The following is a 15,377-nucleotide window of genomic DNA, read 5'->3' as shown; positions in this document are numbered from 1 at the left end:
ACCTGCGGGGACGTGATCACTGCGCGGCCTCGACAGCCGGCGTCACATCCAGGCTTGTGAGACACCGGTCACCAGAGCTTCGGCCCGTCCACTGCCCGCTTCGCCAACGCCGAAGCGAGGTTGTTGCGTGTCGTGCGGGTGGCAGGGTGGTCGTCGCCCATCACCCGCACCATGTCCTGCAACGCCTGCTGGAACATGGCGATCGCCTTCAGCAGTCTCCGCGCTGCTCGGTAGGCGCTGGCGAGGTTGTTGCGGGAGGTCAGGGTGTCGGGGTGGTCTTCGCCCAGTACCCGGGTGCGGTCGGTGAGGGTCTGTTCGTGCAGTGGGACCGCGCGGCTCAGGTCCCCTGCCGACTCGTAGGCGTAGGCGAGGTTGTTGCGGGAGGTCAGGGTGTCGGGGTGGTCTTCGCCCAGTACCCGCACCGTGTCGGTGAGGGTCTGTTCGTACAGCGGGATCGCGCGGCTCAGGTCCCCTGCCGACTCGTAGGCGCTGGCGAGGTTGTTGCGGGAGGTCAGGGTGTCGGGGTGGTCTTCGCCGAGCACCCGGGTGCGGTCGGTGAGGGTCTGTTCGTGCAGTGGGACCGCGCGGCTCAGGTCCCCTGCCGACTCGTAGGCGTAGGCGAGGTTGTTGCGGGAGGTCAGGGTGGAGGGGTGGTCTTCGCCCAACACCCGCACCGTGTCGGTGAGGGTCTGTTCGTACAGCGGGATCGCGCGGCTCAGGTCCCCCGCCGACTCGTAGGCGTAGGCGAGGTTGTTGCGGGAGGTCAGGGTGTTGGGGTGGTCTTCGCCCAGTACCCGGGTGCAGTCGGCGAGGGCGCGTTGAAGGTGTCTGATGGCGCGGGTGTGCTGGCCCTGGTTGTCGAGGAAGTTCCCGGTGCGGTTGAGGATGTCTGCCGTGATGGCGCTGTCGGTCTCGTGGGTGGCATGGTCGACGAAGGCGTCGATGTGGGGGAGCAGGGTGCGCCAAGTGGGCCAGGTGGCGGGGGTGTCCCAGGTGGTCGGCAGGGCGGTGTACAGGTTGGTGGTGGCCTGTTCGCGGGCCTGGGTGATGTGGTGGGGGGTGCGGTGGGGGTCGTCGGGGTCGGGGGTGCGGGCGAGGGCCTGGACTAGCCGGTGGATGGCCAGGGTGCCGGTGGCGGGGTCGGGGGTGATCATGCTGTAGGCGGTCAGGAGGCCCAGCGCGGCGTTCTGTGTGGGTGGGTCGGCGGGGCCCGTCAGGGTGGTGGGGATGTGCTCGGGGGCGTACCAGGCCAGGGTCCGTAGCAGGTCGGCGGCGGCGGGCTGAAGGTCGGTGATGCGGCCCAGGGTGATGTTCCAGATACGGGCGATGGTGCGCTCGGCCGGGGTAGTGGCTGCGCCGTGGCGGTACATGGCCGCCGGGTACTGGGCGAGCAGGGTCAGATACGCGCGGGGGGTGGTGAGCGGGTTCTGGGCGAGGTAGGCCGCCGCCTGCTCGATGGCGAGGGGCAGGTGGCCGAGTTCCTCGCACAGGTCGGCCGCGCCGTCCAGGTCCCGTTCGGGGTGCTGGGCCGTGGTGATACGGGTGAACAGGTCCAGGGACTCGTCCGGGTCCAGGATGTCCAGGCGGAGCACTGTGGTGGCGTTGGCCCAGGCGGTGGCGAGGCGGCTGGTGATCAGGAAGCGTCCGCCCCGGGCGCGGGCGAGCAGGCCCGTGATGTCGGTGGGATCGTTGACGTTGTCCAGGACGATCAGCCAGCCGGTGTGGGTGGCCAGCCACTGCGCGGCGCGTTCGGCGAGCGCCTCGGCGGTCAGAGCTTTGGCCAGGGCGGGTTGCAGGGCGGTGGCGAGGTCGGCCAGGCCCTGCTGGACGGCGGCGGGGCCGTCGGCGTTGATCCACCGGACGGGGGCATGGCCGTGGGGGCGGGTGGCGGCCCAGTGCGCGGCCAGGGTGCTCTTGCCGATCCCGCCCAGCCCGTGCACCGCCTGGATGACCGCTTGGCCCCCAGCGGAGAGCGCGGTGTCCAGCCGCTCCAGTTCTTGGGCGCGGCCCACGAACGTGGCCGGGCGTACCGGCAGGTTGTCCAGCCCTGGCGGGGCCTGGACCTCGGACGCCGGGACGAGCGCCTCGCGCGGCAGCTGAATGGCCGTGGCGTTGTCCCCGGTCAGGGCGGTCCCCAGGAAATCGCCGCCGCCGGTGTTCATCGCGATGGACCGCGTCCCGGATGCCTCGGTGTGGACTTCGGTGTGGGGGAGGGCATCGGGCCCAGGCGCCTGCGGTTCCCTGGGCTGTTCCGTGAAGGGCCGCTTCACGCAGGGTCCCCGCCGAACTGGTCTCCGGTGGAGATGGTGCCCCCGGGGTTGCCCTTGATGGCGATCGACCGTTCTCCGGACGCGGTCACCGAGCCCGGCCGGGACTCGGGCTCGGGCCCGGGTTGTGCTGGATCCGGTGCCGAGGCGGCCGGAGTCGCGGTATCCGGACGGGCCGGAGCACTGCGTGCCCCGGAGTCCCCGGTGGAGATGTTGCCGGTCGGGTTGCCTTTGATGGCGATGCTGCGCTTCCCGGATGCCGTGACCGGGCCGTCGGACGGCGGTGCGGGGGTGTCTTCCTGGTGGCCGCGGGTGGCGAAGCTCTGCCCCCATGCGACGGCCAGCGTGGCCAGTACCACCCCGAGGGTCGACGAGAGCGACCAGCGGACCGAGGGATCCGTGATCCTCGACGGCAGGAACACGGCACCGCACAGCCACGTGGGCAGCGCGAAGGCCATGGCCGTGACCAGTCCCGCAGCCGCCCACCGGAGATTTCGCCGCATGCCTGCCCCCTTGACCCGTACCGTCACATCCGCGACCACAATGGCAGTAACTCCCCTGCCCTGGGGGCTGATCGCGCATACGGACCTGCCCGCTCCGATGGGTCGGCAGTCACCGCCGTGGTCGAGTCGCTGCGGGCAGTGCCACCGCGTGTCGGCTGGACGCTCGGCGGATCCGACGTCACCAGCCGGACCCCCGGCGGACGGCGCGATCACCGATGAGTCCCCATGCCTCGCGGTCTTCTCGTCGAGCCCGAACACCTCGGCGCGAGGTGGAGCGGATCAGGCCACCACGCAGGCCATGAGCCCCGGGCGCCCCGCATGCCGTCAGCCCCCGGCGCCCCGCACCCCGCCCACCCCCGCCGACAACACAGCCAGCGCCCCCGACACCAACGTCCGCACCCCCGGCGCCACCGTCGACAGGTCCGGCGCGAACAGCGGGCTGTGGTTGCTCGGGACCGCCGCGAGCTGTGTCATCAGGTCGCCGTTGCCCTCTGCCGCGTTCCACACCTCCCCCGGTGTGGTCGTCACGAACCAGTAGCTGTACGGGAGTTGGTCCACCGCCAGGTGGGCGAAGTCCTCGCTGCCCATTGCCGGGCCGGGGTCGAAGACCGTGCCCGCGCCGAAGACCTCGCGGTGGGTCTCCGCCACCTGTTCGTCGAGTGTGGCGTTGTTGACCGTCACAGGGAACGTCGCGCCCACCCGGATCTCCGGGTCGAGCGGGCAGCCCGCCGCTACGCACTCGCCCTGCGCGATGCGCCTGATCGCGGCCAGCATGCGGTCGCGTACGTCGTTCGACTGGGTGCGCAGGTTCAGGGCGATACGGGCTGTGGTCGGGATGATGTTGTGCCGCGTGCCCGCCTCGATCACGCCTACCGTCAGGACCGCCGAGTCACGGGCCGCCACCTCCCGCGCGACGATCGTCTGGAGGCGGGTGACCAGATACGCCGCCGTCACCACCGGGTCCACCGTCGTCTCCGGGCGGGAGCCGTGGCCGCCCCTGCCGTGCACGATCACATCCACGTCCGTCGACGCCGACATGATCAGGCCCGGCACGTGCGGGTACAGGCCCGCCGGGCCCGGTGCCGCGTGCTGCGACAGCAGGGCGTCCGGGCGGGGGAAACGCTCGTACAGGCCGTCCGCCAGCATCGCCCGCGCGCCCTCGCCCGTCTCCTCCGCCGGCTGGCCGACCAGGATGAGGGTGCCTTGCCAGGTGTCCCGGCCCGCTGCGAGGGCCTGGGCCGCTCCCGCCAGCCATGTCACGTGCAGGTCGTGGCCGCAGGCGTGCATCACGCCGGGGACCGTGGAGGCGTACGGCAGTCCCGTCTCCTCGTGCACCGGGAGCGCGTCCATGTCGGCGCGGAGCAGGACCGTCGGGCCGTCGCCGTTGCGCAGGACGCCCACGACGCCCGTACCGCCCACGCCCTCCGTCGTCTCGTACCCCGACTTCCGCAGGCTCTCCGCCAGCAGCCCCGCCGTGCGGTGCTCCGCCAGGGACAGTTCCGGGTGGCGGTGCAGGTCGCGGTACATGTCCTCCAGCGCCTGCACCGGGAGATCGGCGGTCAGGTCGAGCGCTGTGCGGGCCGCGGGCGAGGGAGTCGTCGTCACGAGGGCAGCGTATTCCCCGGATGTGCAGATCCAGGGTCACTCGTTCGGCCGCGCATCCACGGCCACCGTCCGCCCCCGCTGATATCCACAAGGAGAGGCGCCCCAAAGGGGCGCGGGGCTGTGACATTTGCGGCTCCGCCGCGTGGGCGCGACCAGCCCCCACCGGGCCGCAGACAGAACACGACGTATCCCGCGGAGCGCACATCACCTAACGAAGGAAGACCACCCCATGGTCACCAGCAGCAGTACCCGCACCAGCACCTCGCTCGCCATCGACTTCACCCAGGGCCTCGACGACGCCTGGTCGAAGATCGCCCAGTTCGTGCCGAAGCTCATCGGCTTCCTCGTCATCCTCGTCATCGGCTGGTTCGTGTCGAAGCTGATCGCCCGTGTCCTGGACCGGGTCCTGCGCAAGGTCGGCTCCGAGCGGCTGTCCGAACGGGCCGGTACGGCACGGTTGTTGCGGGACTCCGCGTACGACATGACCGGCATCGTCTGCCGGATCGTCTACTACGCCCTGATGCTGATCACGCTTCAGCTCGCCCTCGGCGTCTTCGGCGCCAACCCGGTCAGCACGATGATCAACGGCATCGTGGCCTGGCTGCCGCGCGCCATCGTCGCGGTCGTCCTCGTCGTCGTGGCGATGGCCATCGCGAACGCCGTGCGCGAGATCGTCGCCGGCGCGCTCTCGTCCGTCTCGTACGGCCGTACGGTCGCCAACATCGTCTGGGGCTGCATCGTGGCGCTGGGCGTCATCGCCGCCCTCGGTCAGGCGGGCATCGCCACCGATGTGACCCGGCCGGTGCTGTACGCCGGGCTCGCCACGGTCGCCGGCATCCTGATCGTCGGGGTCGGCGGCGGCATGATCGGGCCGATGCGCCAGCGCTGGGAGCGGATGCTGACGACGGTCGAGCGCGAGACCGTGAACGCCAAGGGCAGCGTCAGCGCCTACCAGGCCGGCCGCGAGGACGCCCTCGCCAACCAGCCGGTGCGGGAGCGGACAGACCTGCCGCGTACGACCGACATGTGATCCATACGGTCATGACGGGTGCCGCCGGTGGGACGGAGGGGGGAGTTGATGTCCCACCGGCGGCCGTTCATGCGGGGCCGGACGTCACCGGCACCGACCGGTACGTCACGAACCCGGGGATCAGAACGCCGGGATCGCGGACTTGGCCCGGCTGTCCGCCTCGCGGGCCTTGTTGATGTTGGCCTGGAGGTTGCCGGTCAGCGGGAAGTTGGCCTTGCCCCACTTGGAGTTCCACAGGGCGTTGCGCGGCGCGTCGGCCATGTTCTCCATGGTCACCAGGGCCGGGCGGTCCCAGGTGCCGTTGCCCCAGACGACCGGGCTCTCGCCCCACTTGGCGAAGCGGAAGGCGTGGGTGCTCGCGCCGTCCTTGTGGTAGACGATCTCGACGCGGTTGTAGTTCGGCTCGTTGTTCACCTTGCCCATCGGCACCTCGTTGATGGGGTGGGTGCTGTAGCCGCCGTGCCGGGAGGCGGAGAGGAATCGGGGGCTCTCCTCGCCCTGCTTCTGGAAGACCACGACGGACTCCCAGTCGTGGCGGTGGCCGAAGGCGTCGGCGCCGTTCAGCGTCTGGTCCTTCTCGAAGTAGAGCGCGTAGACGTACGCGCACCAGCCGTTCTTGCACCAGCCCTGCGAGTACGTGTTGGCCTTGCCGGGGTGGCGGCAACCGCCGGTGATCGACCCGGTGTTGTCGAGGCCGCCGTTGAGCTTGCCGCTCGCGTCGACCGCCGCGACGGGGAAGCAGCTGTCCGAGTCGTAGTCGAAGAGCGGCATGTACTTGTTCTGGAAGGTGCTCGCGTTCCACGGCAGCGGGTTCAGGACGGCGGCGTTGGCGCTGCCCGTCAGCCCGACGGTCAGGCCGGTGGCGCTGAGCGCGACGAGCGCGGACTTCGCGAAGCGGGACTTCCTGCGGTTCTTGACCGCGGGCACTGTCGTGGCTGACGTGCCTGCCGTGACTGTCTGGGTTGCCTGGGTTGCCTGAGGCATGCGGGTGCTCTCCACTGGCTCGACCTGCTCGGTGAGGGGCGGTGCTGGACCGACCCTGGCAAACGGGAAGTTGACCGGCACCCCGTTTCATCAGGTCAATCAATTCCCGAGGCGTCCGCCCCGTGATTCCGGGGGCGGCATCGCGTTGTTCGACACCGCTTTCCATGGCTGTCATCCGCGCCACACCTGCACCACACAGTGTTTACGCCGCACGGGCGCCAAACATAGGTTGACCGCCCCGAACGTCGTTGCCATCCGCTGTGTGGGCGTGACCGAAGCGGACGAAAGTGGGTGGTCCCGTGGGGCGTCCAGAACGGCCCGTCGATCCCGAGGCCGGTCCCGTACAACGGCTCGCCCATGAGCTGCGCGAACTGCGCAGGACCGCGGGCGGACCCTCGTACCGGACGATGGCCGAGGCGGCGGGATTCTCCGCGACGACCCTGTCCGACGCGGCGGCGGGGAAGCGCTTGCCGTCGCTTCCCGTGGTCCAGGGGTACGTACGGGCGTGCGGTGGCGACCCGGGTGAGTGGGAGACCCGGTGGAAGGACGCCGACGCGGAGGCAGCGGGCGCCCTGCGCGCGGAGACGGAGGACGCGGCGCCGCCGTACCGGGGGCTCGCCCGTTTCGAACCGGACGACCGCGCGCTGTTCTTCGGCCGGGACCGGCTGGTGGCGGAGCTGAAGGAGCTGGTGTGCTCGCACCGGTTCGCGGTGGTGTTCGGGGCGTCGGGGAGCGGGAAGTCGTCGCTGCTGCGGGCCGGGCTGATCCCCCGCCTCCGGGAGGAGATCGCCGACCTCGGCTGCCCGGCAGTGCTGCGGGTGCTCACCCCAGGGGTGAGACCCGCGCAGACGTACGGGCAGCTGCTGACCTCGGCCGAGGGGGAGCCGGAGAGCTGGGTGGTGGTCGACCAGTTCGAGGAGGTCTTCACCCTGTGCCGGGACCGCGCGGAGCGGAACCGGTTCATCGACCTGCTGCTCGCCGCCCGCGCCCCGGAGAGCCGTCTGCGCGTACTCATCGCCGTACGCGCCGACTTCTACCCCCGCTGCGCCGAACACCGCGACCTCGCGGACGCGTTGTACGGGGCGGGCCTGCTGGTCGGCCCCATGACGGCGGACGAGCTGAGGGAGGCGGTCGTCGGCCCGGCACAGGCCGCCGGGCTCCTCGTCGAGCGCGAGCTGACCGCGCGGATCGTGGACGAGGTCCTCGACCAGCCGGGCGCGCTGCCGATGCTCTCCCACGCCCTCCTCGAAACGTGGAGACGGCGGCGCAGCCGGCTCCTCACCCTCAGCGCGTACGAGGCCACGGGAGGGGTGAGCGGTGCGATCGCCGCGACGGCCGAACAGGTGTACGGGCATCTGTCGCCGCCCCAGGCACGCACCGCCCGCCGGCTGCTCCTCGGCCTGATCGAGCCGGGCCGGGGCACCGCCGACACCCGGCGCCCCCTCACCCGCGCCGAACTGGCCGAACGGTCCGACCCCGACGTCCCCGCCGTCGTGGAGCAGCTGGCCCGCAACCGCCTCGTCACCGTCGACGAGGACTGCGTCCAACTCGCCCACGAGGCCCTGATGACGCGCTGGCCGAGGCTACGTGGCTGGATAGAGGAGGACCGCGACCGCATCCGCCACCACCGCCGCCTCACAGAGGCCGCCCAAGCCTGGCTGGAACACGACCGAGACCCAGGCGCCCTCTACCGAGGCGCCCGCCTGTCCCGAGCGGAGGAGCTGTTCGCGGCCGAGGGGGCCGACGAGTCGGGAGGAGTTGAGGGGGCCGAGGGGCCCGGGGGAGTTGAGGGGGCCGAGGGGCCCGGGGGAGTTGAGGGGGCCGGGGAAGCTGGGGGAGCTGAGAGGACTGGAGGAACCGAGGGGGCCGAGGGAGCCAAGGGCGCCGGGGGAAGGGGCGGCCCTGTGCGGCGCTGGGGATGGCGGGTGCGCGGCAGCGCCCCGTCAGGGGCGCGGGGAACTGCGCGGCCAGCCCCCACCGGCCCGCAGTGGACCACCGAACTGACCGCCCCCGCCGGTGGGAGGGGCGGCTCTGTGCGGCGTCGGGGATGGCGGGTGCGCGGTAGCGCCCCGTCGGGGGCGCGGGGAACTGCGCGGCCAGCCTCCACCGGCCCGCAGTGGACCACCGAACTGACCGCCCTGGAACGAAACTTCCTCACCGCCGCGCTCGACGCCCGCGAGGCGGAACACCGCGCCGAGACCCGCACCACCCGCCGCTCCCGCGCCCTCGTCTCCGCGTTCGCGGCAATCCTCGCGGTGTCGCTCGTGATCGGCCTCGCCGCCTGGCACCAGAGCCGCGACAACGAACGCCACCGCACCGACACCGCCGCCCGCCGCGTCGCCGAGGTCGCCGACGCGATGCGGACGACCGACCCGCACACCGCGATGCTGCTGGGTGTCGCCGCCTGGCGCGTCTCCCCGCTGCCCGAGGCCCGCCGCGCCCTGCTCGGCTCCCTCGCCCAGGCGGAACACGCCATCTTCACCGACCCCGCCCCGGGCAACGGCCCCGCACGCTTCCTCGCCGACTCCGGCCGGACGCTGCTCAGCGTCGACGGCCGCACCTGGCGTACCTGGAACGTGCTCAAGAGCCGCCGCACCGCCTCCGGACGGCTCCCGGCCGGGCAGGTCCTCGCGGCCGGCCCCGACGCCCGGGTCCTCGCGATCGCCGGGGACGACGGCATCCGCCTGTGGGACACGGCCACCGGCCGCTGGACCGGCGACCCGCGCCCCCTCCCCTTCACCTCCGACGCCGACATCACCACGGGCGGCTACCTCGTGAGCGACATCGACGACGACCGGGTCCGGCTGCGGTCCCTCACGGACGGCAGTGTGCTGTACGAGGGTCGGGCGGCGGGCCTGGTCACCCCGGCCGTGAGCACCGACGGCCGCCTGGTCGCCGTCTGCCCCGCCGACGGCTCCCCGCAGGTCTGGGACACCGTCCGCCACCGCGTCCGCCCCGGCCCGTGGGAGCGGGCCCAGGGCCTGTGCGGCGAGGAGGAACAGACGGCCCTGGTGTTCGGCGGCGCGGACGGCGACCGCCTCGCCGCGCTCTCGAAGTCCGGCGCGAAGGTCTGGGACACCGAGTCGGCCCGCGAAGTCGCCGACATCGCCGAACCGGGCGCCGAACGGGCCGCGTTCACGAGGGACGGCACCTTCCTCGCGACCGCCGACGGCGAGGAGATCCGGGTGTGGCGGCTGTCCGACCCGGCGGCCCCCGTCTTCCGGCACCCCCTCAACAACCAGCACCTGTACGGACTTTCCTGGGACCCCGCCCACCCGAACATCCTGCGCTACCTCGAAGGCGGCGCCGTCCACTGCCTGGAACTGGGCCCGGCGGTCACCCGTTCCTGGCGCGAGCACCCGCTGACGGCGGTACGGATGAGCCCGGACGCCCGTACGTACGCCACCGCCGAACTCGTCGGCGACCGCTACCGTTTCGAACTCCGAGCCACCTCCGACGGCCACCTTCTGCACACCCTCCCGGCCCCGCCCCGGCCGGTGTCGGCCGACCCCGCCGACCCGGTGATCCCGGAACACATGGTGGCCCTCCTCGCCTTCAGTCCCGACGGCAAGGCACTCTCGTACGGCGTCTCGGCCCCCGGCAGGAACGCGGCCCCGCAACGCTTCACCGTCTGGGACACCACCCGCGCCCGACCCCGCGCAACCCTGGACCTGGCGGCCGGTGAGTCCGCCGCCCCGGTGGTCGCCCTGGCCCTGGGCCCGGCGGGCGACACCCTGTACGCGACCCGCCTCCCGGTCCTGGGCGAGCCGACGAACGAGGCGTGGACGACCGGGACGGGTCCTCGATCGACGGTGATCCCCGGCCTGACCAGCACCCACCTGGCCGTCCGCCCCGACGGCCACCTCCTCGTCGGCGACAACCGCACCCTCCGTATGCCCGCGGCGAAGACCGGCGGCGAGGTCACCGGCAACGTCACCGCCAAGGTCACCGGAGCGGAGCTGGTCCAGGGTGAGCAGATCGGCGCCCTCGCTTTCGCCGCCGACGGTTCGCGGCTCGCCGCGGGGGACCAGACCGGCCGAGTCGCCCTGTGGGACGGCGAGTTGGGCCACCGTACGGGCATCCTGCGCAACGTCTTCCCCGCTCCCCTGGGCGAGGAACCGGAGTCGGTCAGCGCGCTGGCGGTCAGCCCCGACGGCGCCACCCTGGCCGTCGGCGGCAGCACCGGCACACTCCAGCTCTGGGACATCGCCACCCAACAGCCCCTGGGGGGCCCGCTCACCACACCCGGCGAGCAGATCGACTCCCTCACCTTCGGCGCCGACAGCGGCACGCTGTACGCGGGGAGCGCCCATGTCCCGCTCCAGCGGTACGTCGTGGACGCGGATCGGGCGGCCACCCGGGTGTGCGCCCGGGCGGGCGCCGGCGCCGATCTCTCGCGGGAGCAGTGGGAGACGTACGTGCCGGAGGTGGCGTACCGGAAGGTCTGCGTCAGCTGAACGGGTCGAGCGTGATGTACGCCGTCTGCGGGTCGCTGTCGTTGACCAGCGACTCGTGGGCGCCGACATCGTCGAAGGCGAAGGCGTACGCCTTGCCGTCGGCCATCTGCGCGTGGATCGTCCGGGCGTAGTGGTTGGTCACCGAGTCCTGGTAGAAGCCGGCCGAACTCGTGTCGGGCTGGCTGGAGTTGGTCAGCAGGGTGGAGCGGTTGTAGCCGGCGCACAGGGTGCGGGAGATCGGGCCGCGCACCTGGTCGTTCGGGGCGTCCAGGAGCTTGTGGCAGCCGAAGACGCTGTCGGCGTCGGGCTTCTGGAAGCTGGTGACGACCGCGCCGGAACCGTTGGTGAAGTTCATGACGTTGCCGGAGACCCTGCCGTAGTACTTGGTGGCGGGCTGGTCCGCGAAGGGCGTCACCGTCAGCGTGGACGTGGCGTACTTGCTCCACACCCGGTTGATGTAGTCGTCCATGACGGTGCTCGGCAGGGCGCCGGACTCGATGCCGTGCCCGGGGGAGAGGGCGCGCAGGATCGTCCCGTCGGAGCGGGTCCTGACGAGGCCCGCCCAGCCGCCGGACTGCGCCCGCAGGGCGTTGAAGACCCCGGCGTAACCGCCCGCCTTCAGATGACCGGTGTTCTTGACGGCACCGGAGGTGTTCTTGACGCCGACCGCGTACGGGGCCGAGAACATGTCGACCTGTGTGCTGTTGAGCCACAGACCTGCGTCGTTCAGCGTGTACTCGGTCCAGTTGAAGAGGATGTTCGCGTTCGGGTCGGAGGGGTTCTGCACGGCGGGCTGCACGAGACCGCCGGTGGTCAGCTTGAAGACCAGCTTCTGGCCGTACGAGAAGTAGACCCGCCCGGAGAACTTCGGCATCCGGAGCGTCATCGTCTGCCCGTTGGCCGGACCGGCGATCGACGCGTCGGGCGCGGGGGTCGGCGGGTTGCCGCCGACGGGCCAGGCATGGAACGTCCCGTTGGCGTCGGCCCAGCCCTGCTGTCCGGTCGAGAGCAGGGTCCCGATGTTGTAGACGTAGATCTGGTCGCCGCGCCCGGAGTTGTTCTTGAAGTCGAGCGGGATGGTCGTGGGCACCGCGGCCTCGGCGAGGGTCGCGGGTCCGGCGGCCGTCAGCCCTGAGGCGACGGCCGCCGCGGCGACCAGGGGCACCAGCACCTTCCGAGTGGCAAACAAGTTCGTCCTCCTCGTGTCCTCGCATGCGTGCTGTGTTTGCTGCGCGTGCTTGAGAGCGCTCTCAGATTGCTCTCGTGAACGGGACACGTCAAGGTCTAGACCAAGATGGGCTAGTGGGTGCTAGTGGGTGCTAGTGGGTGCTAGGGGGTGCTGGTGGGTGTTAGCGGGCGCTCGTGGTCTCGATGCCGGAGATGTGGTTGTAACGCTCCACCAGCACGAAGAGTTTGATCTTCTGCGTCGTTGTCCCGCTGCCGAAGGTCAAGGTGACGACGACCTCGTGACTGTGGCCCATGCTTCCGTTGTCGGCCACCGTCCACCGCACCGGCACGTTCTGGGCCCGCAGGACGCCGTCCACCCCGTTCTTCTTCTCCCAGGCGGCCAGCCGCTTGGCGAAGTCGGGCGTCAGGTAGTGCTTGCGGAGCGCCGCGGCCAGCGCGGAGTCCGGGTCCGTGTAGTCGCCCTTCGCGTCGACGTACGCGCCGTAGAAGTCGGCGACCCGGGTCACCACTTGGCCGGTCGTGCCGCTGATCGGCTTCTGCGCGGCGGCGGACACCTTTGTGGACACCTTCGCGGAGGCGGGGACGGACGCCTGCGCCGACATCTGCGTCGACACACCGAGTCCGACAGTCAGGACGAGGCCGGCGGCGACGGCCGCGAGGCGGCGGCCCGGACGACGGTGTGAGGGGCGTGCGGGGTGTGCGGGGGACTTCTTGTTCATGTCGTTCACGCTGTCCATGTGCGTACTCCTTTTCTCCTGCGCCACGTCGTTCGGTGCGCCACCAAGAGCATTGGCGGTAGCCGGAGCCGGGCACAACGGCCGCCGAAGGTGGAACCATCCCGGCCCGTCTGACGTGCAGGGACATGAGTGCCTGGGATACGGGAACGCGGGCGGACGACGGAGGAACGGTGTCGATTCGGGACGACGTCGACGAGGTCGAGGAGTTCGCGGCGCTCCTGCGCGGCCTGAAGGACCGCACGGACCGGAGCTACGGCTCCCTGGCCCGCCGCCTCCACATGAACACCTCCACGCTCCACCGGTACTGCGCGGGCGAGGCGGTGCCGCAGGACTTCGCCCCCGTGGAGCGCCTCGCGGCCTTCAGCGGGGCGACCCCGGAGGAACGGCTCGAACTGCACCGGCTGTGGTTGTCGGCGGTGGCGGCTCGGCAGCGGGTGGCGGCGCCCGTTCCGGCACCGGCACCGGCACCGGCACCGGCACCGGCACCGGCGCCGGAACCGGAACCGGAACCGGAATTGGAACCCGTTGCCTCCGCACCTGCACCCGCCCCCGCCCCCGCTCCCCGCCCCTGGTACCGCCGCCGACGGTTCCTGGCGTCCGTCGCTGTCGCCTGCGCGCTGCTGGCCACTCTGAGCAGCGCATATACGTCTGTCCTGTCGGACGACCCCTCCTCGCCCGGCCCCCGGCAGGAGGGGGCTCCCGCCCCGGCCGCGAAGCCGGCCACCGCCCTGCCCCTCGCCTGGACCACCGACTCCCTGGTCTGGGACAAGGGCTGCGGCCACGACTACGTCATCGACCAGCCGCCTGTACGAGTGCCTCCGCCGCCGGTGGAGCAGGACGCCGGGGTGTGGGCGACGACGCAGGGTGCGGTGCACGGGCGGCATACGACGGTGCAGGTCTCGGTGCAGGGGCGGTCGTCCACGGCCGTGGTCCTGGAGGCGCTCCACGTCCGCGTCGTCAGCCGCGGCACCCCGGCCACCGGGACCGCGTACGCCATGGACCAGGGCTGCGGCGGTGACCTCACGCCCCGCCGCTTCACCGTGAACCTGGATGCCGACCGCCCCGTAGCCCGCCCGAAGGACGGCACCGACAGGGAACAGACCATCCCGGCCGTGCGCTTCCCGTACCGTGTCTCCGCCGAGGATCCGGAGGTGCTGCTGGTCGACGCGACGACACAGGCGTACGACGCCCGCTGGTACCTCGAACTCGACTGGTCGTCCCAGGGCCGGACCGGCACGATCCGCATCGACGACGACGGCCGCCCGTTCCACATGACCAGCATCGAGGGGCTGCCGCACTACTGGTACGGCACGAACGACGCGGGCGAGCGGGCCTGGGTCCCGTACGACAGGCCCTAGGCCGTCACTCGGTGGGCGTGGCGAGGAGGTCGTGCCGCTCGACCAGCCAGCTGATGGCGGTCAGGCGGCACACCGCGTAGTCGTGGCCGACGGGTTCGCGCCAGTCGAGTTCGTCGAGGGCGTCGAGGAATCCGAGGGCGTAGTCGGCGAGGTCTTCGCGGTGCGGCTGCCGGGGGACGAGCCCGGGGTGGTTGGCTTGCAGTCGCTCCCGTATCTCCGCGACGTGCTGGTCCACGGCGGCCGTGAAGGCAGGCTCGAACACGAACTCCGCGAAACGGGGCGCGAACGCGCTGCTGATCCTGGCCAAGGGGGACATCGCTCCACGGTATGTGGGAGGAGCGGGAGGGAGGAGGGGGGTATGTCATGGTTTCCATCACACCGGCTCCTTGTTCTCGCACTCGAACCAGACGTTCTTCCCCGTACGGGCGCCGGAGGCGGGCGGGTGCGCTGTTCGTCAGGTCGCGATTCCGACGATCTGCTCAACGGTGTCCGGCTGGTTCACCATGGCGAGCATGTGGTGGGCGACGTCGGCGCGTGGCACGGAGAACCCGCCCCGGATGTTGCGGTTCAGCGCGGTCCGGTACCTGCCGGTCGGGGGCTTGTCGGTGAGCTTGGGCGGGCGCGACACCGTCCATTCCAGTCCGCTGTCGCGCAGGGTCTGCTCGGTCACGGCGAGGTCGGCGTAGTGCCGGCCGAACATCGCCCGGGTCAGCGGGACGCCCAGGTGGCGCATGAAGAAGCCGTCGCCGGGATCGTGCCTGGGCGGTGTCGGCCGGCCAGGCACCGGCACCGGTCCGACGGGTGCGGCGCTGACGATGACGATCCGCCGGACGTGCTCGGCCCGCATCGCCGCGACGATCGCGCGGGTGCCCCGCGAGGTGATGCCCGCGTCCGCGCGCGGGTTTCGTGGGCCGAGCGCGGACAGTACGGCGTCGGCGCCGCGCACCGCCTCGGTGAGCGTCGGCATGTCGGGTCGGGTGAGGTCGACGGCGACCGCCCGGACGCCGTCCGGCAGGTCACGCGGGCGGCGGGCCACGGCGGTGACGTCGTGCCCGCCGGCCACCGCCTGCTCGACCAGGTGCCGTCCGATACCGCCGGTGGCGGCAATGATCGTGAGTTTCATCGGGATCCTCCCGCAGTGAAGGCGGCACGGTGGTCCCGTGCCGAGGTGGTGGCGTACGTGCGGGCCGGGCGGGCCAGCAGCCGCCGTACGGTGTCGGTGGCCCCGGTGATCAGGGTCATGACTGA

The 15,377-nt window shown here is 71.6% G+C and carries 12 protein-coding genes; 3 read left to right on the top strand and 9 right to left on the bottom strand.

What is annotated here, in order from left to right:
* Nucleotides 1–68 precede the first annotated feature (68 nt).
* The 3 genes from OG787_RS23485 to OG787_RS23475 form a co-directional block, all read right to left on the bottom strand.
* On the bottom strand, nucleotides 69–2,270 hold the full coding sequence (locus OG787_RS23485; protein ID WP_405536288.1) for a tetratricopeptide repeat protein: 2,202 nt from the start codon (nucleotides 2,268–2,270) through the stop codon (nucleotides 69–71).
* Nucleotides 2,267–2,770 (bottom strand): hypothetical protein, encoded by a 504-nt coding sequence (locus OG787_RS23480; protein ID WP_405536287.1) that lies wholly within the window; start codon nucleotides 2,768–2,770, stop codon nucleotides 2,267–2,269. Before OG787_RS23480 ends, OG787_RS23485 begins: the two co-directional genes overlap by 4 nt.
* Nucleotides 2,771–3,094: 324 nt before the next feature.
* Entirely contained in the window at nucleotides 3,095–4,375 is a 1,281-nt protein-coding gene (locus tag OG787_RS23475; RefSeq protein WP_405536286.1) for an amidohydrolase, read from the bottom strand.
* A 229-nt stretch (nucleotides 4,376–4,604) separates the two neighbouring features.
* Here OG787_RS23475 and OG787_RS23470 point away from each other — a divergent pair, with 229 nt between their 5' ends.
* Nucleotides 4,605–5,405, top strand: coding sequence for a mechanosensitive ion channel family protein (locus OG787_RS23470; protein ID WP_369029235.1), 801 nt, complete (start codon nucleotides 4,605–4,607; stop codon nucleotides 5,403–5,405).
* 120 nt (nucleotides 5,406–5,525) lie between these two features.
* Here the strand turns inward: OG787_RS23470 and OG787_RS23465 are convergent, their stop codons facing one another.
* Nucleotides 5,526–6,389, bottom strand: a complete 864-nt coding sequence (locus OG787_RS23465) for an NPP1 family protein (RefSeq protein WP_405536285.1) — start codon at nucleotides 6,387–6,389, stop codon at nucleotides 5,526–5,528.
* Nucleotides 6,390–6,688: 299 nt separating this feature from the next.
* On the opposite strand from OG787_RS23465, the gene OG787_RS23460 reads away from it, so the two are divergent.
* Nucleotides 6,689–10,846 (top strand): hypothetical protein, encoded by a 4,158-nt coding sequence (locus OG787_RS23460; protein ID WP_405536284.1) that lies wholly within the window; start codon nucleotides 6,689–6,691, stop codon nucleotides 10,844–10,846.
* Here OG787_RS23460 and OG787_RS23455 read toward each other — a convergent pair.
* Nucleotides 10,839–12,035: a glycoside hydrolase family 64 protein gene (locus tag OG787_RS23455; protein WP_405536283.1), complete on the bottom strand. Its 1,197-nt coding sequence runs from the start codon at nucleotides 12,033–12,035 to the stop codon at nucleotides 10,839–10,841. The two genes, OG787_RS23460 and OG787_RS23455, sit on opposite strands and share 8 nt — an antisense overlap.
* A gap of 160 nt (nucleotides 12,036–12,195) precedes the next feature.
* Nucleotides 12,196–12,771: a hypothetical protein gene (locus OG787_RS23450; protein ID WP_369029239.1), complete on the bottom strand. Its 576-nt coding sequence runs from the start codon at nucleotides 12,769–12,771 to the stop codon at nucleotides 12,196–12,198.
* Between the two features lie 170 nt (nucleotides 12,772–12,941).
* On the opposite strand from OG787_RS23450, the gene OG787_RS23445 reads away from it, so the two are divergent.
* Nucleotides 12,942–14,129 (top strand): helix-turn-helix domain-containing protein, encoded by a 1,188-nt coding sequence (locus tag OG787_RS23445; protein WP_405536282.1) that lies wholly within the window; start codon nucleotides 12,942–12,944, stop codon nucleotides 14,127–14,129.
* Between the two features lie 4 nt (nucleotides 14,130–14,133).
* Here OG787_RS23445 and OG787_RS23440 read toward each other — a convergent pair whose 3' ends face one another.
* The 3 genes from OG787_RS23440 to OG787_RS23430 form a co-directional block, all read right to left on the bottom strand.
* Complete coding sequence (locus OG787_RS23440; RefSeq protein WP_369029241.1) at nucleotides 14,134–14,445, bottom strand: DUF6401 family natural product biosynthesis protein; 312 nt, start codon at nucleotides 14,443–14,445, stop codon at nucleotides 14,134–14,136.
* A 138-nt stretch (nucleotides 14,446–14,583) separates the two neighbouring features.
* Nucleotides 14,584–15,252, bottom strand: a complete 669-nt coding sequence (locus OG787_RS23435; protein ID WP_369029242.1) for an NAD(P)-dependent oxidoreductase — start codon at nucleotides 15,250–15,252, stop codon at nucleotides 14,584–14,586.
* On the bottom strand, nucleotides 15,249–15,371 hold the full coding sequence (locus tag OG787_RS23430; protein ID WP_369029243.1) for a hypothetical protein: 123 nt from the start codon (nucleotides 15,369–15,371) through the stop codon (nucleotides 15,249–15,251). Before OG787_RS23430 ends, OG787_RS23435 begins: the two co-directional genes overlap by 4 nt.
* Nucleotides 15,372–15,377: the final 6 nt, after the last annotated feature.

This window comes from Streptomyces sp. NBC_00075 (assembly GCF_045041225.1).
Taxonomy (GTDB): domain Bacteria; phylum Actinomycetota; class Actinomycetes; order Streptomycetales; family Streptomycetaceae; genus Streptomyces; species Streptomyces adonidis.
The sequence above is the reverse complement of the archived record's forward strand: the minus strand, read 5'-3'. Positions and strand labels throughout refer to the sequence as shown.